Source organism: Photorhabdus namnaonensis (assembly GCF_001684335.1).
GTDB lineage: Bacteria > Pseudomonadota > Gammaproteobacteria > Enterobacterales > Enterobacteriaceae > Photorhabdus > Photorhabdus namnaonensis.
The window spans coordinates 42215-62179 of record NZ_LOIC01000061.1 but is presented as its reverse complement, the minus strand read 5'-3'; the positions used below and the strand labels follow the sequence as shown (position 1 = coordinate 62179).

Annotated in this window: 18 protein-coding genes and 1 pseudogene; 1 reads left to right on the top strand and 18 read right to left on the bottom strand. The window is 42.8% G+C overall.

What is annotated here, in order from left to right; genetic code table 11:
* Positions 1 to 30: 30 nt before the first annotated feature.
* From Phpb_RS26015 to trmJ, 13 genes and pseudogenes are all read right to left on the bottom strand, one after another.
* Positions 31 to 177: a hypothetical protein gene (locus Phpb_RS26015; protein WP_165603285.1), complete on the bottom strand. Its 147-nt coding sequence runs from the start codon at positions 175 to 177 to the stop codon at positions 31 to 33.
* Between the two features lie 810 nt (positions 178 to 987).
* A complete protein-coding gene (gene prtA / locus Phpb_RS10490) occupies positions 988 to 2430 on the bottom strand; it encodes a serralysin (protein ID WP_065390287.1) in 1443 nt (480 codons plus the stop codon).
* A gap of 1104 nt (positions 2431 to 3534) precedes the next feature.
* Positions 3535 to 3927, bottom strand: a pseudogene (locus Phpb_RS10485) (enhanced serine sensitivity protein SseB C-terminal domain-containing protein); the annotation flags it as partial.
* Between the two features lie 65 nt (positions 3928 to 3992).
* Positions 3993 to 5288, bottom strand: coding sequence for an aminopeptidase PepB (gene pepB, locus Phpb_RS10480; RefSeq protein WP_065390285.1), 1296 nt, complete (start codon positions 5286 to 5288; stop codon positions 3993 to 3995).
* A gap of 182 nt (positions 5289 to 5470) precedes the next feature.
* Positions 5471 to 5671 carry a Fe-S cluster assembly protein IscX gene (iscX, locus tag Phpb_RS10475; RefSeq protein ID WP_065390284.1) on the bottom strand — a complete coding sequence of 67 codons (201 nt, stop codon included), beginning with the start codon at positions 5669 to 5671 and terminating at the stop codon, positions 5471 to 5473.
* Between the two features lie 18 nt (positions 5672 to 5689).
* A complete protein-coding gene (fdx, locus tag Phpb_RS10470) occupies positions 5690 to 6025 on the bottom strand; it encodes an ISC system 2Fe-2S type ferredoxin (protein WP_036779209.1) in 336 nt (111 codons plus the stop codon).
* A gap of 2 nt (positions 6026 to 6027) precedes the next feature.
* Positions 6028 to 7878, bottom strand: a complete 1851-nt coding sequence (hscA, locus tag Phpb_RS10465; RefSeq protein WP_065390283.1) for a Fe-S protein assembly chaperone HscA — start codon at positions 7876 to 7878, stop codon at positions 6028 to 6030.
* Between the two features lie 11 nt (positions 7879 to 7889).
* On the bottom strand, positions 7890 to 8411 hold the full coding sequence (gene hscB / locus Phpb_RS10460; RefSeq protein WP_065390282.1) for a co-chaperone HscB: 522 nt from the start codon (positions 8409 to 8411) through the stop codon (positions 7890 to 7892).
* Between the two features lie 37 nt (positions 8412 to 8448).
* Entirely contained in the window at positions 8449 to 8772 is a 324-nt protein-coding gene (gene iscA / locus Phpb_RS10455; protein WP_065390281.1) for an iron-sulfur cluster assembly protein IscA, read from the bottom strand.
* 94 nt (positions 8773 to 8866) lie between these two features.
* The gene (gene iscU / locus Phpb_RS10450; protein WP_065390280.1) at positions 8867 to 9253 is read right to left on the bottom strand and encodes a Fe-S cluster assembly scaffold IscU; all 387 of its coding nucleotides are present in this window, start codon (positions 9251 to 9253) and stop codon (positions 8867 to 8869) included.
* Positions 9254 to 9277: 24 nt separating this feature from the next.
* A complete protein-coding gene (locus Phpb_RS10445) occupies positions 9278 to 10492 on the bottom strand; it encodes an IscS subfamily cysteine desulfurase (protein WP_065390279.1) in 1215 nt (404 codons plus the stop codon).
* 49 nt (positions 10493 to 10541) lie between these two features.
* Positions 10542 to 11036: a Fe-S cluster assembly transcriptional regulator IscR gene (gene iscR / locus Phpb_RS10440; protein WP_065390278.1), complete on the bottom strand. Its 495-nt coding sequence runs from the start codon at positions 11034 to 11036 to the stop codon at positions 10542 to 10544.
* A gap of 87 nt (positions 11037 to 11123) precedes the next feature.
* Positions 11124 to 11849, bottom strand: coding sequence for a tRNA (cytosine(32)/uridine(32)-2'-O)-methyltransferase TrmJ (gene trmJ / locus Phpb_RS10435; protein WP_065390277.1), 726 nt, complete (start codon positions 11847 to 11849; stop codon positions 11124 to 11126).
* Positions 11850 to 11981: 132 nt separating this feature from the next.
* Here trmJ and suhB point away from each other — a divergent pair, with 132 nt between their 5' ends.
* A complete protein-coding gene (gene suhB, locus Phpb_RS10430) occupies positions 11982 to 12785 on the top strand; it encodes an inositol-1-monophosphatase (RefSeq protein ID WP_065390276.1) in 804 nt (267 codons plus the stop codon).
* A gap of 91 nt (positions 12786 to 12876) precedes the next feature.
* Here the strand turns inward: suhB and treC are convergent, their stop codons facing one another.
* The 5 genes from treC to glyA all read right to left on the bottom strand — a co-directional run bounded on the left by treC (position 12877) and on the right by glyA (position 19931).
* Entirely contained in the window at positions 12877 to 14538 is a 1662-nt protein-coding gene (gene treC / locus Phpb_RS10425; RefSeq protein WP_065390373.1) for an alpha,alpha-phosphotrehalase, read from the bottom strand.
* Positions 14539 to 14746: 208 nt separating this feature from the next.
* On the bottom strand, positions 14747 to 16168 hold the full coding sequence (treB, locus tag Phpb_RS10420) for a PTS trehalose transporter subunit IIBC (RefSeq protein ID WP_065390275.1): 1422 nt from the start codon (positions 16166 to 16168) through the stop codon (positions 14747 to 14749).
* 148 nt (positions 16169 to 16316) lie between these two features.
* Positions 16317 to 17264, bottom strand: coding sequence for a trehalose operon repressor TreR (treR, locus tag Phpb_RS10415; RefSeq protein ID WP_065390274.1), 948 nt, complete (start codon positions 17262 to 17264; stop codon positions 16317 to 16319).
* Positions 17265 to 17338: 74 nt separating this feature from the next.
* Positions 17339 to 18484 (bottom strand): 3-phenylpropionate MFS transporter, encoded by a 1146-nt coding sequence (locus tag Phpb_RS10410; RefSeq protein ID WP_065390273.1) that lies wholly within the window; start codon positions 18482 to 18484, stop codon positions 17339 to 17341.
* Positions 18485 to 18677: 193 nt separating this feature from the next.
* Positions 18678 to 19931, bottom strand: coding sequence for a serine hydroxymethyltransferase (glyA, locus tag Phpb_RS10405; RefSeq protein ID WP_065390272.1), 1254 nt, complete (start codon positions 19929 to 19931; stop codon positions 18678 to 18680).
* Between the last annotated feature and the right edge of the window lie 34 nt (positions 19932 to 19965).

Genomic DNA, 19965 nt, shown 5'->3' with positions numbered 1-19965 from the left:
AAAGAAATAAGAACAGGCGCACACCAGGCATCAATTAAAATCCTCAGACAGCACATTCTCTTGGACGCTGGATGTAATAGTCCGGCTGATAACCGCATAATTAACAATTCTGCGACAATTATTTTCCCGATAACGGAATAAACGGCTCATCCAGTGAACCGGCAAAAGATATTTCATTTTTTTCCTATTTTTTTAATAAGCGTCTTTGATTTTGTGCAACTTTTTATTGGCCGATGCTGAATTCCACAACTAAATAAAAATGGATTTATTGAATATATTTACTGACATGAGTGTTAAATCCCTGTTGTATTTTGTCCATTTTGAATTAATATCAAATGTAAATTATTTCATAAAAAATCAAGTAATTATAAAGACAAATTAAACCTCCTGATCCCCAATTAATACCGAATTTACCTTGATAATTTTCTGTAAGATTAACCTCCACGTATTCCGACGTGAAACAGATTGCACCATAAAAAGCATGATTTATCATTTGGTTATATTAATTAATGTATATTTATACACGTAAAAATTATCAACCTGCCTGATTACATATTATTTTATAATAATCAAATTATACAACTAATGTAAACGTTAATTACATTTAACACCGACATGAAACAATTTCAAACTAAAACTAGCTTCCGTATATATTATTTTTTCATAATAAAATAATACGACCAACGTATCTGTTAATTATATTTAATATCATTAAAAGATAATTTCAAATTAGAAATAAATTATTTCGCGATTGTTTTAAAATAAAAAATTACATCATTCATTACTTATCCAAATATACTTGACTACTTATATTATAGAAAAATGGTAGATTAAGAACTCCAACCACATGGGCAGAAAACAGAGGACAGGAAATAGAGGACAGAAGACGGAATACAGAAGACAGCAAAATTACACGTCCAGACGCTCAAAGTGATTAAATGAATAACCGCATCCAGTCAGATGCGGTTGTGTTGTTGTATTGTTGTGTTATGCAAGGATAAAATCAGCTTCTGTCAGCGGCTCTCCGACGATTTTCACTCCAAAGCCATCGTGGGATAATTCTCCCCCCATATTAATCACGAAATCATTTACCTTATTAACGCTATCATAGCTAATCACTGCTTCCCCAATAGCGCCAGTGAATTCTTCGACAAACTTAATAGTGCCTTTTCCTGCTTCACCCAGATCGAACAATGACACATCAATCTTGTCTTCACCGGAAATAAAGTCATGAATCCAATCACGCTCAAGAAAAGGTGATTCCTTGGCACTCAGGTAGACAAATGTATCTTTGCCTTCCCCGCCCCAAAGATTATCCGCTCCCAGTCCACCGTAGATAATGTCATCACCGGCACCGCCCTTTAAAGTATTGGCGACGTCATTCCCTATCAGAATGTCATTACCACTGCCGCCAATCGCATTTTCAATCGTGACGCCACGGGCAATAGAGATGTTTCCTTTCAAGCCGCCCACATCCGAGAAAGAAGCTTCATTCAAGTTAATACGTTGATCCTGAGTAAAACCAGAGAAATCAAAGGTATCATTACCACCCACATCCCAGGCGGTGAACACAAGTTTGCTCTTTTCATCTTTTGCAGTAAAAAAATCGCGATCGGTATTGGAATTAAAACCATATACAGTGTCATCGGCACGGGTAATATTATTCGCGCCATACAGCGACTGAATGGCTGAAATATCGTTAAGTAATGGCGCAGCAGAATAACTACCTTTAAAGTCCTGTCCGGTATTTTTTTCACTGAAATAACCCATGACGGTATAAGCACCGCTATCTTCAAAATAGGTAGCTTTGTTCTTATAAGTCGGTATTACATCATCAGACGCGTCATAATCAGCCGGATGATCCAACCCCAGTGTATGGCCGATCTCATGAGTAAATGTATGCCGGCCATAACCATTCAATTCAATATCATTTTTTAAGAAAGTACGGCTTTCCGCATTATACCAAGTTCCTACCTGTGTCAAAGATGGGCGCGGCATCTCAGCAAACGCATAATCCCCTGTTAAACTAATATCAAAGAAACCAAAAGTGACATTCGCCTTACTGACATCAGAGGTTTCCGTGAATTTAATATTCGCGACATCAGTCCAAGATTGAATTGACAGTTTTGCGGCAGCTTTTTGTTCTTCATTAAATGCTGAGAATCCATAAATAATCCACGGCATATTATCCGGTTCATTCTCCAGGAAACTATACGTTAATTGGAAAGTTTCAGATTTGTCATTACTCTGATGCCCCCAACGGTAATCACTTCGGATTAACTCTTTCGCTGCATCTTTACTGGGCTCATGCCCAACGACAATATTAGGATCTTTACCTGGAATATAAGCCTGTAGCCAGGTCAATACCTCATTTGCCTTTGCTGAACCATTAACTTCTTCCAAATATGAAATCTTCCTCTTTAAAGACATATATTTCTCCATAAGTTCAAAGCTTAGATATAAAAATCTGCTTATTTAATTAAACACCTGTCAATAGAATCCATAAGCAATGGGCTATCCCGGCCACTCAATTAAACATCCCTGTCCATAAAAGTAACATTAAAGCTAATTACGTAAAAAACAATTAACATATTTTTTTAATATAAACGTGATAAAAATAGCATAAAACAAATAAATAATTGTTTTCTATAACATAGCTGTTTAAGGCAAAAAATATCGCTAATCTCTTATCAAGATTCTCTTTCAATATTATTACATATTTAACTATCAATATAGTGAACTTAAAAATTCTTATAAAACAATTATCAATAATTTTATAAAGTAACTATTTAAACAGACCATAACACAAAGAAAATTAGAATAAAAATTCTATTCCATAGTGATTAGATGCTCTTGAAAAGCAATAAAAAATATTAAAATCAATATCTTATTGTCAACAAAAAAATAAAAACCCCGTGAAATAAATAAAGAAAATGTGTATTAACCGGTAACGGATATTTTATCTATTCTGTAAATTATTTTCTGAGCCAATTAAAATAGCTTTATTGTAAAATATAAATATCAATCAATAATAATTTTATTTAAAAGACAAGAGGTTAATATATAATGGGAGCACTAAGTTATTTACAGACTATTAGAATTTTAGTTTCTTCGGTTAATAATTGTTTCTGACATTGAATTTTATTATTATTTTCTTTAAAAAAATAAAAAACATACTTATTATATATATGAAACAAAACCAGATTATAATTATCTCTTTCTGATTTATAGTTTATTTCATCTATTCTAGTTAAAAATAAGATTCATGCATCAATTATTAAAATTAAGTTATTTAAGAAAAACATTCAATAAGAGTAATTAAAATTTTTTCTACTAACGTTTATTTAAAATAATATAGCAGACAAGACTCCCTAGCTCTGTGAATTATTCAATTTAAATCACGAATTCATCAAGGTCTGAGTCCTGTATTTTACTGGGCTCAGACTTTTTAATTTCTACTTGATTCGGTAATGGTTGTGGTAATAAACAGGAGATTTCAATTCTACCGACAACTATATTATCACCCGTTAATAGTCACTTATTCATCACCGGAATACTTCCACGTAACCAACTGCCTAATTTACGCTGGTAAAATGGCTGCGTATGTTGAATCAAATAATGGCTAACACCGCCCTCTTTTTCATCAACTAAACAGAAGTCAATCGGCTCCTCTTCGGAGGTGTATTCACAAGCAATAGTGCCTGCTTCGTGGATTAATTGATCAATTTCGTCTGCCGCGCCGCTTATTTCCAGTCCAATTAATAAATTGGGGTTTTCATCCACATTTTTATCATGCGCTTGAATGATAAAAGCACGGCGAACAGGTTTACGTTGACTAAATAAACTGACCAAAGCTTCAATGAGCTGTGAGGGATATTCTTCCGGTTGGCTAAGCGTTATTTTACTACCACTTGGAACATCAACCTCAACCGAAATTAATTCACTTAATGAACCCATAAAAATCTCCAATCAGTTTTTTAGATAAAATAAATTTATTTCGCCTTCGCCAATAGCAAATTAGCAATCGAACGAACCCCACAACCTGTTGCACCCGCGGACCAATGTTCTACTGCGGATTTACGATAAGTCGCCGAGCAATCAATGTGAATCCAACCTTTTTGGTATTCTTCCACAAAATGAGACAGGAAAGCCGCCGCAGTACTTGCTCCCGCAGTATGTGATGACCCAGCAACGTTGTTCAAGTCAGCAAAATTCGATGGCAGTTGGCTACGATGGAATTCAGCTAGCGGCAGGCGCCAGAACAGTTCATTCTCGGACGCGGAGGCCGCTAACAGATCAGCCGCCAATTTGTCATCGAAGCTGAGTACAGAGTGGTAGTCATTACCCACCGCCGTTTTCGCCGCACCGGTCAAGGTTGCCGCATCGATGATTAATTTCGCTTTCTCTCTGCTGGCATCAATTAGACCATCAGCCAAAACCAGACGACCTTCCGCATCCGTATTCATCACTTCAACAGATTTACCATTACGGTAATGAATAACATCACCCAGTTTAAAGGCGTTACCACTGACCATGTTATCCGCTATGCAGAGGAACAGTTTAATTCGATGTTTCAAGCCACGACTGATTGCCAGCGCCAATGCACCTGCCAGGGTCGCGGCTCCACCCATATCCGATTTCATGGAATCCATAAAGGAAGATTGTTTCAGGCTGTAGCCGCCAGTATCAAATGTGATGCCTTTCCCTACCAGGCAGGCAAACACCGGCGCTTGCGGGTCGTTAGTTGGGTTGTAATCCAACGCCAACAAAATCGGATCACGAGAAGAGCCACGGCCAACGGTGTGGATGCCAGCATAACCCTGTTCACGTAAATCTTCGCCTTTAATAATGCGATAACTTACTGATTCACCAGCCATACCACACATTAGATCAATCGCCCGCCTCGCCAATTGTTCCGGCCCAAGCTCTTCCGCTGGCATATTGATGGTGTCACGCACCCAATCAATAATTTTAATTCTGCTTTCCAATTCCTGTTTTTCAGCCGCAGGCAATTGAGGCCATTCAATCGAACGATTACCTTTTGGCGCACGGAATCCTTGCCAAAAAGCCCAACTTTTCTCTAAATCCCAACCTTCGCCAATCAGAGCCACATGACGAATTCCCTGCCCGTCAATTTTACGCCCGGCACGTTGTACTGCCCCTAATTTACCTTTACCAACCAGATGGATGGTTATCCCTTCATCACTGGAACTAATCAGCGCTTTTTCACCCCAGCAAGCTGCTGCTGGTTCATAAGACAGTGTTATCGGCATGATTTGTTTAGTCATTCTTTTTTCACCTCTTATTATTACCACTCAATGGCAGTGAGGAGCTTATTCAAGCTTCTACCCATATAATTATTCGTCTGCCAGATATCAATCCTATAAAAAAACCGGCCAGAGCCAGTTTTTCATTGAAGTTCAGCCTACATCAAAATTATGACGGATAAATAACAAATTAATGCGATTTGTTATTCAAACTCATCCAACCAAACAAGTAGGATCGCTTCCAAAATCTTTTCATTGGATTTTTCAGGCGCATCATCAAAATCATCCAGTTCACAAATCCACTGGTGCATATCAGTAAAGCGAACCGTTTTCGGATCTACCTCAGGAAATTTGTCATATAGCGCTTCACCAATTTCACGGCTATTGGACCATTTCAGGCTCATTTATTTTTCTCCTGCCAATCAGTGCTCACGGGCATGGTTAATGGTGTATTTGGGAATTTCTACCACTAAATCTTCATCGGAAACTCTAGCCTGACAACTCAGACGACTTTCCGGTTCAAGCCCCCAAGCTTTATCCAGCATGTCATCTTCCAGTTCAGAGCTCTCTTCCAGTGAATCGAAACCTTCACGAACGATACAATGGCAAGTTGTGCAAGCACAGGATTTTTCACAAGCATGCTCAATTTCAATCCCATTGCGCAATGCAACATTCAGAATGGATTCCCCTTCTTTGGCTTCCAGAACTGCGCCATCAGGGCAAAGATCGTTATGAGGTAAAAAGACAATTTTCGGCATAATTAAATCTCGTCCACAGAATGGCCCGCCAACGCCCGGCGAATAGATGAATCCATCCGGCGCGCAGCGAATTCCTGCGTTTGCTTATCCAGTTGTTTAATCGCGTTTTCAATAATTTCAGGATCATTGCCCTGAACGCTTGTTATAAGTGTTTCTACGGCCGCATCAATTGCCGCCTGTTCTTGCTCATTCAGTAGATCGGCGTCTTTTTCTAACGCACTGGTGACACTTTCCAGTACTCGCGCCGCTTCAACTTTTTGTTCTGCCAGTTTACGCGCACTGAGATCTTCCTGAGCATTCGCCATAGAATCTTTTATCATGCGAGCAATCTCTCCATCAGATAAGCCGTAGGAAGGCTTCACCTGAATAGAAGCTTCGACGCCAGTGGATTTCTCCAACGCACTGACACTCAGCAAGCCATCAGCATCGACCTGGAAAGTCACCCGGATATGGGCCCCACCAGCGGGTAATGGCGGAATACCACGTAGGGTAAAACGGGCCAGTGAACGGCAATCACTTACCAATTCTCTTTCCCCTTGCACTACATGAATACTCATTGCACTCTGGCCGTCTTTGAAAGTGGTGAACTCTTGCGCTTTGGCAACCGGAATGGTCGTGTTACGAGGGATAATTTTTTCAACCAAGCCCCCCATCGTTTCCAGCCCAAGTGAAAGCGGGATCACATCTAGCAACAGCATGTCGCTATCTGGCTTGTTACCCACCAGAATATCCGCCTGAATTGAAGCCCCCACCGCAACCACTTTATCAGGATCAATGGAAGTCAGCGGTTCGCGGCCAAAAAACTCGCCAACCCTATGACGAACTAGCGGTACACGGGTTGAACCACCCACCATAACCACCTGTAAAACTTCATCCGCAGAGACTTCTGCATCTTTCAATGCCCGGCGACTTGCCAGTAAAGTCCGTTTTATCAATGGTGTTATCAGGGCTTCAAATTCGCAACGGGTGATTTTACCCTGCCAACCGGCAATGTTTATCTCTGCAATATCAGCATCACTCAAGGCGATTTTTACCTGAGTAGCCGTATCCAATAGTTGGCGTTGCAGACTATGGTCATTTCGGTCGCCAATATCCGCCTGTTCACGAATCCAATCAGCCAGTATCAAATCGAAATCATCACCACCCAGTGCAGTATCGCCACCAGTCGCCAGCACTTCAAAGACACCACGGCTTAGCCGAAGAATAGAAACGTCAAATGTACCGCCGCCTAAGTCATAAACCGCAATCACACCTTCTTGACCAGAATCCAGTCCGTAGGCAATCGCAGCGGCAGTCGGTTCATTAAGCAAGCGCAGAACGTGCAATCCGGCTAAACACGCCGCATCTTTTGTTCCCTGACGCTGTGCATCATCAAAGTAGGCAGGAACCGTGATCACAACACCGTCAAGCTTACCATCCAGTGTCTCTTCCGCACGCTGCGCCAGCGATTTAAGAATTTCAGAAGAAACCTGAATGGGATCGACCAAACCCGTTGCGGTGTTGATTAACGGCAATCCGTTTTCACTCGCTTGAAATTGATATGGAAGATTTGGATAACGTTGCTGAATGTCAGCCAGAGAGCGCCCCATCATACGTTTTACTGAGCTGATGGTATTAGCGGGATCATGTACCGCCTGTCGACGGGCCTGCCAACCAATTTCAAGCCCCTTTTCATGGTAGCGAACAACTGAGGGAAGCAGGTAACGATTTTCACTATCCATCAATGTTTCCGCTTGCCCACTGCGAACAGTGGCAACTAATGAGTGTGTCGTGCCTAAATCAATACCGGCAGCTAAACGACGTTGGTGTGGTACAGCGGATAATCCCGGCTCGCTAATTTGTAATAAAGCCATATACGCTTTCCTTAAAAGTCGTCCAGTAAACGTTCTTCCAGTTGCTCAACCTGCTGTTGCAATTTATCCAGAAAACGCAATTTACGCACCGTATCGGCTGCTTGTTCCCACTGCTGTTCATCCAATTGCCGCACCATTTGCTGACTGCGGGTTTTAATCATCCCACTCAGACGAGCCGCAAAATCCGCCAATGCCGCTTCTGGATCAGCTTTGCTGGCAATAGATTCCAACTCTTCCCGCAACATGAGCTGTTCCATCAGGAAAGCGTTGTCACTCATGGTGTGCTGTTCATTGGCTAAATCAAAACCATGCAGAGAGAGCATATATTCAGCGCGTTTCAGTGGATGTTTGAGCGTTTGATAACCGTCATTGATAGTCGCAGCTTGCTGCAACGCCAGCGTTTTTTCACGCTCTGGCTGACTAGCAAAGCGATCTGGATGAAACTGACGTTGCAATTCTTGATAACAGCTTGCCAGTTGCTCACGATCAACAGCATAACGAGCCGGCAGCCCAAATAAAGTGAAATAGTCCATAATCTAAACTTACTCTGGATTTGGCCGAAAAATGGAATTAAACGTTAAAACTCTCTCCACAACCACATTCACTGGAAACATTTGGGTTGTTGAATTTAAAGCCTTCGTTAAGGCCCTCTTTAACAAAATCCAGCTCTGTACCGTCGAGGTAGACCATGCTCTTGCCATCTACGATAACTTTGACACCCTTATCTTCAAACACTGTGTCGTCTTCGTTAATCATATCGGCAAATTCAAGCAGGTAGGCCATACCTGAACAGCCTGATGTTCTGACCCCCAGACGCAAACCAACACCTTTTCCACGGTTACACAGGAATGACGAAACGCGTTGTGCAGCACTTTCTGTAAGGGAAATTGACATACAACAACCTCACTTATTAAAACCAGCAAAGGCGGATACTGGATGGTATGTAACAGCCAGTATCCACCAAATTTCTTCTTATTATTAAGGGCCGTTATCTGCCCTGACGTTTACTTTTATAATCCGCAATCGCCGCTTTAATCGCATCTTCCGCCAGAATAGAACAGTGGATTTTCACTGGCGGCAGTTCTAATTCATCGGCAATTTCAGTATTTTTAATCGATTCCGCCTGCTCCAGAGATTTGCCCTTCATCCATTCAGTCACTAAAGAGCTGGAAGCAATCGCAGAACCGCAACCGTAAGTTTTGAAACGCGCGTCTTCAATAATGCCTTCATTATTGACTTTGATTTGCAGTTTCATCACGTCACCACACGCGGGGGCACCGACCATGCCGCTGCCAACCGTTGGGTCTTCACTATCGAAAGAACCGACGTTACGTGGATTTTCATAGTGATCAATTACTTTTTCGCTGTAAGCCATGTTGTTACTCCTGAAACCGTCTGATTAATGATGAGACCATTCGATACTGTTTAGATCCACACCTTGTTTAAACATTTCCCACAGTGGAGAAAGTTCACGCAGGCGGCCAATAGATTTGTGAATCAGTTCAATGGCGTAGTCGATCTCTTCTTCTGTCGTAAAGCGCCCTAAAGAGAAGCGGATAGAGCTGTGAGCCAGTTCGTCATTCATCCCCAACGCACGCAGTACGTAGGATGGCTCCAAACTAGCAGAAGTACATGCAGAACCCGAAGAAACCGCCAGATCTTTTAATGACATCATCAATGATTCACCTTCAACATAGTTGAAGCTGACATTCAGAATATGCGGCGCGCCGTGCTCCAAATCTCCGTTCAGGAAGACCTCTTCGATATCTTTGATACCGTGCCACAGACGCAACCGTAGGCCACGCAGACGCTGGGATTCATTCTCCATTTCCTGCTTGGCGATGCGATAAGCTTCACCCATACCCACAATCTGATGAACAGGCAAAGTACCAGAACGCATACCGCGTTCATGGCCGCCGCCATGTTGCTGCGCTTCAATACGAATACGTGGTTTACGGCGAACGTACAGTGCGCCAATCCCCATCGGGCCGTAAATTTTATGGGCGGAGAAAGACATCAAATCGACTTTCAGTTTGGTTAAGTCAATTGGCAGTTTGCCTACGCTCTGAGTGGCGTCAACATGGAAAATGATACCGCGGCTGCGACACATTTCACCAATGGCGGCAATATCCTGCACCACGCCAATTTCATTGTTAACATGCATGATAGAAATCAGAATGGTGTCATCACGCACCGCAGCTTCCAGATCGTTTAAATCAATCAACCCGTTGCTCTGAGGCGCCAAATAAGTGACTTCAAACCCTTCACGTTCCAATTGACGGCAAGTATCCAGAACCGCTTTATGTTCGGTTTTGCTGGTGATGATGTGCTTGCCCTTTTTCTGGTAAAAATTAGCCGCGCCTTTGATGGCAAGATTGTCAGACTCCGTTGCGCCAGAAGTAAAAACAATTTCTCGCGGGTCCGCACCCACCAAATCAGCAATCTGATTACGGGCAATATCAACCGCTTCTTCAGCCTGCCAGCCAAAACGGTGTGAACGAGAAGCGGGATTACCAAATATCCCGTCCCTGGTCAGATAGTTCATCATTTTTTCAGCAACACGCGGATCAACCGGCGTCGTTGCTGAGTAGTCTAAATAAATTGGTAATTTCATTGCTCACATGCTCCCTACTTCTAATACTTCAATTCATCACAAGCTCTGCTTATGGGCGCAGATTGACATTAATTGTTTCTTGTGGTCTACCGTTAGGTGCACGGCGTTTATCGTTATCCTGGCGACCAGCAACGTCCAATACTTCTTGGTTATTGACTAATTCTTCTAAACTGATACTGCTCAGGAAACCGGTAATACGATCACTTAAATCGCGCCATAAAGCATGAGTCAGGCAGCGATCACCGCCCTGACACCCTTCTCTACCCTGACAACGGGTCGCGTCTACCGATTCATCAACTGCGAAAATCACTTCGGCGACAACGATGTCACTGGCATCTTTGCCCAATAAGTAACCACCACCCGGACCACGGACACTTGAAACCAAACCATTTTTGCGCAAGCGAGAAAATAGCTGTTCAAGATAGGAGAGGGAAATACCCTGACGTTCAGAAATGTCGGCCAATGGTACCGGGCCTTCTTGTGAGTGCAACGCCACATCAAGCATGGCAGTTACCGCATAACGCCCTTTAGATGTCAATCTCATAAATGAATTACCCCGTGGTGAAATATGAGCGAAATTGTGTCATTCCTGAGTATTTTAGTCAACTATTTAACCTAGTAATTTACTCAACTATTTCTTCGCCCATTTTTCAACGGAGGACAAGATACCACGCAGAATATTCAGTTCCTGCATCTCTGGCCGGGCACGGGTAAAAAGCCGCCTTAATCTATTCATTATCTGGCCGGGATGCGCTTTTCTGATAAAACCGGAATCATTTAATATACGTTCAAGATGATGATAAAAGCGTTCCATATCATCAGCTAATGGATATTCCACTTCATCGGTTTTTTGCTCATTTTTATCCTGACGCGCTAAATAAGCCATACGGATTTCATAACTGACAAGCTGAACCGCCATCGCCAGATTTAACGAACCGTATTCCGGATTAGTTGGAATATTCAGATGATAATGGCATTTCTGCAATTCTTCATTGGTCAACCCTACCCGCTCACGGCCAAAAACAATGGCGACCGACGCGTGTTCAGCCTCCTGAACACTGCGTTCACCACATTCACGAGGTTCAACCATCGGCCACGATAACGTTCTTGAACGGGCGCTGGTGCCAATCACTAATCCACAACCCACCAGCGCTTTATCCAAACTATCGACAATCGTCGCATTACCAATAACATCGCTGGCGCCGGCAGAAAGTGCAATCGCGTGAGAATCTGGCTGAACCAGTGGATTAACCAAATAAAGATTGGTTAATCCCATTGTTTTCATTGCCCGGGCGGTTGACCCCATATTCCCGGTGTGGGAAGTTTCAACCAGGATAATGCGGATATTTTCTAACATGGCAACTTCTGAATAGTCTGGATGGTTATAAGAACCAAATATCTTAACACAACATTAGTATTTTTCCGAATTACTGCTATACTATGCGCCGATTAATTACCCGTTCTTTAACATCCTGGTGGAAGATATCCCATGCATCCGATGCTGACCATCGCCATACGCGCCGCGCGTAAAGCCGGCAACCTAATTGCCAAAAATTATGAAACTCCCGATGCGGTTGAAGCGAGCCAAAAAGGCAATAATGACTTTGTTACCAATGTTGACAAAGCCGCAGAAGCGCTCATTATCGACGTTATTCGCAAATCTTATCCCAAACACTCGATTATTACCGAAGAGAGTGGCGAACTACTAGGCGAAGAAGCTGATATTCAATGGGTAATCGATCCACTGGATGGCACGACCAATTTTATCAAACGCCTCCCTCACTTCGCCGTTTCTATTGCGGTACGCATTAAAGGCCGTACTGAAGTCGCGGTTGTTTATGACCCAATGCGTAATGAACTTTTCACCTCAACCCGCGGTCAAGGGGCGCAGTTGAATGGCTACCGTTTGCGTGGCACCAATGCCCGCGATCTGGATGGCACTATTCTGGCGACAGGTTTCCCATTCAAAGCAAAACATCATTCCACTGTTTTTATTAATACTTTGGGTAAATTATTTGTTCGTTGCGCTGATTTCCGTCGTACAGGCTCCGCTGCACTGGATCTGGCTTATGTTGCGGCTGGTCGAGTGGATGGTTACTTTGAAATTGGCCTAAAACCGTGGGATTTTATGGGCGGCGAGCTGTTAGTTCGTGAATCTGGCGGTATTGTAACTGATTTCGTTGGCGGTCATAATTACATTCATTCCGGCAACCTTGTCGCAGGTAATCCACGCGTTGTTAAAGACATTTTGGCCGAAATGCGTGATGAATTATCAGAAGCATTGAAACGTTAATTTCAAATCAGCGTCACAAGACAGTAATCAGGTAGACCGCAAAAAGTGCGGTCTACTCTGCGATTCATTTAACTAGCAATAAAAGCCGCTGTTACTCCGCTAACCAATAAACAGCTTCATAAGGCTGTAGCTGCATATTTTCTACAGGTAACTGGTTTTCAGGATAGTTCCCCATCAATTTCACCCATGAACAATGGGATAAAGAAGCATCCGGCGACCACTCTTGCACTTCTGCGCTGAGGTTAGCAATAACCAGCAACGTTTGGTTCTCCCAACGGCGAACATAACACCATAGCCAAGGGTGAGACGGCAACAAATCTTCATAACTGCCATAAGTCAATACCGGATAGGCTTTACGCAGTTTTATCAAGCAGGCATAACAATGAAAAACTGAATCTTCATCCTGGATGGCATTTTCAGCATTCACAGCCTGATAATCACTATTCAGCGCTATCCACGGCTCCCCTTGAGTAAACCCTGCATTGAGAGTCGTATCCCATTGCATCGGCGTTCGCCCATTATCACGAGATTTTTTCGCTAAGACCGATAAGATTTGCTGTTTATCACTGCCCTGCTCAATCTTCTCTTGATAAATATTTAAACTTTCTATATCCCGATACTCTTCAATATGCGAAAAATTAGGGTTAGTCATTCCCAGCTCTTCCCCTTGATAGATGTAAGGGGTTCCCTGCATGCCATGCAGTACCATTGCCAACATTTTAGCGGACGGCACCCGCCAAACACCTTCACCGCCAAAGCGTGAAACAATACGCGGCTGATCGTGATTACACCAGAACAGCGCATTCCATGCCCGTTCGTGCATGCCTTGCTGCCACTTGGCAAAAATTTTCTTCAATTCAACAAAATCGGGCGGTGCCGCAACCCATTTTTCACCGTTGGGGTAATCGACTTTTAAATGATGAAAAGCAAAAACCATCGACAACTCTTCACCATCCAATGAAGAGTAGCGTTGACAATGTTCCAGTGAGGTAGAAGACATCTCCCCAACCGTCATCACTCCGGCAGGCTGGAATACTTCTCTGTTCATTTCTTGCAGAAATTCATGAATACGCGGACCATCAGTGTAGAACTGACGCCCATCTCCCTGAGTTGATTCAGGGAAGTCTTGCTGCTTAGAAACCAAGTTAATGACATCCAAACGGAAGCCATCAACACCAAGGCCAGCCCAGAATTGGCAAATCTTTTTCAGTTCAGCCCGGACGGGTTCATGCTCCCAGTTTAGATCGGCCTGCTCAACAGCAAACAAGTGCAAATAATACTGTTGGCTTGCTTCATGCCACGCCCAAGCATTGCCGCCAAATTTTGACGCCCAATTATTGGGCGACGTTCCAGGTTCCCCATCCCGCCAAATGTAATATTGCCGATAAGGGCTATCAATATCCTGTGCTTGTTTAAACCAAGGGTGTTGAGTCGATGTATGGTTGAAAACAATATCCACAATGACACGGATATCACGTTGATGTGCCTCATCAACCAAACGCTTAAAATCATCCATTGAGCCGTAAGCCGGATCAATCGCACAATAATCGGCGACATCATAACCGTTATCTACCTGTGGCGAGCGGTAAAAAGGCGTCACCCAAATAGCGTCTACCCCCAGTTTCTTCAAATAATCAAGCCGGTAAGTAATGCCATTAAGATCGCCTGTTCCACTACCCGTAGTATCCTGAAAACTCTTAGGATATATCTGATAGATGACACCTTGTAACCACCACGGAACGATTTTGTCCATCAAAAACACCTTATCAATATATTTCCTGAATTGAATAATCACATGGTTATACCCGTCATCTTTCAAGTTGCCTCTTTGTTGGCTGCACTCACTCACCCCGGTCACATAGTTCTCTATGCTCCCGGGGACTCGCTCCCTTGCCGTCGCGATCCATCTTGAAATCCATAGGGTATATTTTTATATCTTTATTTGTGAAGATTTAACCGCATTATTCAGCAGCTAACATACCGGTCATATTCTTCCTTCGATAAATAACAGTCGTGAGAATCAACGGAACAATGATGGCGACAAGCATAGCTAATGCGTAAATTAGCCAAAATTGCGGTTTTATAGAAAGAATACCTGGCAAGCCACCCACACCAATACCGTTTGCCAATACACCACTCAACCCACAAATCAACCCGGCCAAACTAGAACCAATCATGGCACAGAGCATAGGGAATCGATATTTGATATTAATACCGTACATTGCCGGCTCGGTGACGCCCAAATAGGCGGAAATAGCCGCAGGTATGGATAATTCACGCTCATTATGCTTTCTACTGACTAAAATAATACCAACAACCGCGGAACCCTGAGCAATATTGGATAATGCGATAATAGGCCAGATTGGTGTTCCTCCTATACTTTGCACCATCTGCATATCTATGGCTAATGTGGTTTGATGGATACCTGTAATCACCAACGGCGCGTAAAAGAATCCAAATAAAGCCGCACCAATAGGCGCAAAACTTCCCGTCATCAATGCCTTAACAACCCAAGCAACTCCATCACCAAGTAACCGACCAAATGGCCCAATAAGGCTATGTGATAAAAAAGTCGCCAATATTAACGAAACTACCGGAACAATAACTAAATAGAGATAACTAGGAACCACCCGTTTTAACTGAACTTCAATCCACCCCAAAGTAACACCCGCCAAAAGTGACGGAATAACCTGCGCCTGATAACCCACTTTTCCAATCGTGAACAGGCCAAAATCCCATAGTTCAGGGACTTGTTGCCCTAAATGATAAGCGTTCATTAATTGCGGCGAGACCAGTGTTATTCCCAATATAATGCCTAGTATTGGTGTTCCCCCCATCATCCTAACCGCCGACCAACAAATACCCACTGGCAGATAGAAGAATATCGCCTCTCCTAGCAACCATAAAAAATCATATATTGTTTTCCAAATAGGATATGTTTGAGCTAAAGTTTTACCTTCACTAAAAGGAATATCACCAATAATGTTACGGAAACCTAGAATAAGTCCGCCGCTAATTAATGCTGGTAAGAGAGGAAAACATATTTCCGCAAACTTAGAAATGAAGCGCTCTTGCCATTTCATATTTTTCTTCTCAACCTGCTGTTTATCTTTTTTGTTCAATCCAGATTGACCAAGATGACTATTTAAAGCCTTATAATATTCGCCAACATTCGTGCCTATCACTACCTGAAATTGCCCCGCGTTGGTAAAACAGCCCTTAACCATCGGTAAATTCTTTATCTCATCCGGCTTGGCTTTAATTGGTTCAGCTAATACAAACCTCAATCGGGTAATACAATGACTTACACTGGCTATATTTTCACAACCACCGATTAATGTAATTAATTTTTCTATATCTTTAGAATTTATTTTGTTTTTCATAACAGCCAGTCATCATAAGTGAATATCAATTACTAATTAGCATGCTTAGTAAACTAATTTTATCCTAATATCATTTGGTTATGCTTGTCATGGGAACGTTCCCAAAAATGGGTTGAAGATCACATTGAAACGGCAATATTTCTTATTTTTAAGCCAACTTACTCGGAATGATTACTTGTTGTTTGGGGTATTGCCGGTTTATCTGAGCAATTAATTGACCGGCTGCATATTTACCTGCCTCACTATAACCCAAGTCAATAGAAAGCGTGTTAGGGTATAAAAAATTCAACAAAGGCGTATTACCAATGCTACCTATTTGTATATTTTCCTGATTATTTTGCCGCAAATATTTATATGCACCTAAAGCCAAACTATCGGTTGCACAGATTAAAGCTGTTGTTTTCTCTCTTAATACCTTATTAACATGCTGAAACCCACTCTGATAGCTTAAATCACATTGAACGGAAAGCGGGCGCAACCCCTTCTGTTGACAATAATTCAGATAAGATTGATGGCGAAGAAAACCTGTCGTGGTATCACAATCATCTACGCCAAGAAAACTGATATTTCTGTGCCCCCGCCGATAGAATTCATGCATCAATAAACATACCGCGCCAATATCATCATAACATACAGAAGAAAAACCCGTATATTCGCGGGCAAATACCACTATTTTGTCACGCCAAGGGAAGAGGAGCTCTTCTGACAATCCAGTGAAACCGAACAAAATAATGCCATCTGCATGACGTAACGCCAATTGACGTAGATGTTCCTGTAAAAGCTGTGGATCAAAATTACTTTCCATAATAATTGGATCGTAACCACGCTGGTAAAACAGAGGTAACATGGTACTTATCGATAAATTCTCTGAAAAAGATCCCAGACGCGACACAATTAACGCAATGATTTTGTCACTTTTCACTCGCATCGCTCTTGCTGATTTAGATGGAACAAAATTATTTTGTTGGATAACCGCCTCGACTCTTTCACGTACTTGTGGACTTACGCTATTTTCATTGTTTAATACCCGAGAGACTGTTGATTTACCGACATTAGCCAAACGAGCAATATCTTTTATTGTTAATTTATTCGACATGATATCTCATAAAAATATGATTAAGAGGCATTTAGTTTCTTACAAAAATATTGCAAGAAACTAAATGTATATTGTTAATAATTATGAGCTTTAACCTGTGGTCGCAAGAAGATAGCAGGAAAAGCAACCAAAGCCATCATCCAGAAAATGCCACTATGCAGATAATCATACATAAATCCGGCAATTACCGTCATGACAGCGATACCTCCCCCCATTGCCAACGCTGAATAGGCCGCTTGCAAACGCACAATTTCCCCTTCCTTTCTCGCACCGATAAAACGCATCGCCGCCAAATGGCAGACAGTGAACGTACCACAATGCAAGATTTGAACGATAATCAACACCGGTAATGCGGTGAATGTTCCCATCAATCCCCAGCGGACAACACCGCATATACCAGAAAGCAGCAGAAGATTACGGGCACTCCAGCGTCGAAATAATTTATTACTCAGAATAAAAATAACCACTTCCGCCACTACGCCCAATGACCAGAGATAACCGACTACCGAGGCGGAATAACCCACGCTTTCCCAGTAAATTGCACTGAAACTGTAATATCCCGCGTGGGCGCCCTGCAATAAAGCCACACACAACAGGAATCGGCGTACCGATTTTTCAGACAACAACTGTTTAAATGACACGACATCCACTTTGGCGGATTTGGCTTCCCCAACCGGCATAATAGAGGGACTAAGTAATGTCACCAACAAGGTAGAGAAGATGCTAAATAATATCGTGATGAGGATGGCACGATGTCCCCAGACAGAAATTAATTCCCCGGTTAACGCTGAACTGATAATAAAGGCGATTGAACCCCAAACCCGTATCTTGCCGTAATCAAAAGGAAATTGCTTTTGCCATGTTCCCGCCAGCGCATCACCCAATGGCATCATCGGCGCAAAAAATAGATTGAAACCAACCATGACGATCAAAAGCCACGCCCAATGATTTCCTAATGTAAAGCCAACAGCGAAAATCAAAGTCAGCAATGCCAATATACGCAGTGCAAGAATAAGTTTTGCGGGATTTTTCACTGTAGGCGCGATCAATAAACTGCCCAGGAAACGGGAAACCAAACCAGCCCCCAATAAAATCCCTATCATATCGTACTCTATACCTTCACCCTGGAGCCAAGTTGCCCAGAAAGGTAAAAATATCCCGTAAGAAAAGAAATATGTGAAGTAATCTAACGCCAGCCAGCGCGTCGATCGAATAACCATTAATCCCCCTGGTAAAAAATGCAAAAAACCCGCTCTAAACTAACCTAATTAAGCCTAAGAGATTTAATATATTGAGAACTATATTGGAATGGATATTCCCAAGGGAAAATCCATCCACCATTTCTCTAATATTTCGCTTAAGCAAACAACGTTAGCCGGAGCAGGTTTTGTAATGATTTATTGAAATTTTAATTTATGCGTAAACCGGATATTTCGCGCAAATAGCCAGAACTTTCTGCTTAGTTGTTTCAATGGTCGCTTCATCATTGATGTTGTCCAATACATCACACATCCAGCCAGCCAGTTCACATGCTTCTGCTTGTTTAAAGCCTCGGCGGGTGATCGCAGGCGTACCGATACGCACACCGGAAGTCACAAATGGGCTCTTCGGATCATTAGGCACGCTATTTTTATTTACCGTGATATTTGCACGGCCTAACGCAGCATCGGCATCTTTACCCGTGATCTCTTTATCAACCAGATCCAACAAGAACAGGTGGTTTTCTGTACCGCCAGAAACCACTTTGTAACCACGTGCCAAAAACACTTCAACCATAGCTTTCGCGTTATCAGCAACCTGATGTTGATACGCTTTGAATTCTGGTTCCATTGCTTCCTTCAATGCCACCGCTTTACCTGCGATAACATGCATCAGAGGCCCACCCTGACAACCCGGGAATACAGAAGAGTTCAGTTTTTTATACAGCTCTTCATCGCCACCTTTCGCCAGGATCAAACCGCCACGCGGACCGGCCAGTGTTTTATGCGTCGTAGTCGTGACAATGTGAGCGTGAGGAACCGGGTTAGGGTATACTCCCGCGGCGATCAGGCCAGCGACGTGCGCCATATCAACGAACAAATAAGCACCAATGCTGTCTGCGATTTCACGCATCTTTGCCCAGTCAACCACACCGGAGTAAGCCGAGAAACCGCCGATAATCATTTTTGGCTGGTGTTTTTGAGCTTGTGCCGCGATATCGTCATAATCGATTTTACCGCTCTCATCAATGCCATAAGGCACAACGTTATATAACTTACCAGAGAAGTTAACCGGAGAACCGTGAGTCAAATGACCGCCATGTGCTAAATTCATCCCCAGAACCGTATCGCCCGGTTGCAGCAAAGCCATATAAACCGCCGCGTTCGCTTGAGAACCAGAGTGTGGCTGAACGTTGGCATAATCAGCGCCAAACAGCGCCTTAGCACGATCGATAGCTAATTGTTCAACAACATCGACATACTCACAGCCACCGTAGTAGCGTTTACCCGGATAACCTTCAGCATATTTGTTAGTGAGTTGAGAGCCCTGTGCCTGCATAACTCTTGGGCTGGTATAGTTTTCAGAAGCAATTAACTCGATATGCTCTTCCTGACGAACAACTTCCTGCTCCATCGCCTGCCATAGTTCGGGATCATAACTAGCAATATTCATTTCACGCTTTAACATTGGGTTCTCCTGACTCAGCTAACTTCTCTTCAAA

Bases quoted from the DNA above. Each gene is read 5' to 3' on its own strand.
- Phpb_RS10410 (WP_065390273.1), bottom strand. From the start codon at position 18,484: ATGGTTATTCGATCGACGCGCTGGCTGGCGTTAGATTACTTCACATAT.
- iscR (WP_065390278.1), bottom strand. From the start codon at position 11,036: ATGAGATTGACATCTAAAGGGCGTTATGCGGTAACTGCCATGCTTGAT.
- hscB (WP_065390282.1), bottom strand. From the start codon at position 8,411: ATGGACTATTTCACTTTATTTGGGCTGCCGGCTCGTTATGCTGTTGAT.
- pepB (WP_065390285.1), bottom strand. From the start codon at position 5,288: ATGACTAAACAAATCATGCCGATAACACTGTCTTATGAACCAGCAGCA.
- iscA (WP_065390281.1), bottom strand. From the start codon at position 8,772: ATGTCAATTTCCCTTACAGAAAGTGCTGCACAACGCGTTTCGTCATTC.
- iscU (WP_065390280.1), bottom strand. From the start codon at position 9,253: ATGGCTTACAGCGAAAAAGTAATTGATCACTATGAAAATCCACGTAAC.
- suhB (WP_065390276.1), top strand. From the start codon at position 11,982: ATGCATCCGATGCTGACCATCGCCATACGCGCCGCGCGTAAAGCCGGC.
- treR (WP_065390274.1), bottom strand. From the start codon at position 17,264: ATGTCGAATAAATTAACAATAAAAGATATTGCTCGTTTGGCTAATGTC.
- treB (WP_065390275.1), bottom strand. From the start codon at position 16,168: ATGAAAAACAAAATAAATTCTAAAGATATAGAAAAATTAATTACATTA.
- Phpb_RS10445 (WP_065390279.1), bottom strand. From the start codon at position 10,492: ATGAAATTACCAATTTATTTAGACTACTCAGCAACGACGCCGGTTGAT.
- glyA (WP_065390272.1), bottom strand. From the start codon at position 19,931: ATGTTAAAGCGTGAAATGAATATTGCTAGTTATGATCCCGAACTATGG.
- hscA (WP_065390283.1), bottom strand. From the start codon at position 7,878: ATGGCTTTATTACAAATTAGCGAGCCGGGATTATCCGCTGTACCACAC.
- iscX (WP_065390284.1), bottom strand. From the start codon at position 5,671: ATGAGCCTGAAATGGTCCAATAGCCGTGAAATTGGTGAAGCGCTATAT.
- trmJ (WP_065390277.1), bottom strand. From the start codon at position 11,849: ATGTTAGAAAATATCCGCATTATCCTGGTTGAAACTTCCCACACCGGG.
- fdx (WP_036779209.1), bottom strand. From the start codon at position 6,025: ATGCCGAAAATTGTCTTTTTACCTCATAACGATCTTTGCCCTGATGGC.
- treC (WP_065390373.1), bottom strand. From the start codon at position 14,538: ATGGACAAAATCGTTCCGTGGTGGTTACAAGGTGTCATCTATCAGATA.
- prtA (WP_065390287.1), bottom strand. From the start codon at position 2,430: ATGTCTTTAAAGAGGAAGATTTCATATTTGGAAGAAGTTAATGGTTCA.
- Phpb_RS26015 (WP_165603285.1), bottom strand. From the start codon at position 177: ATGAAATATCTTTTGCCGGTTCACTGGATGAGCCGTTTATTCCGTTAT.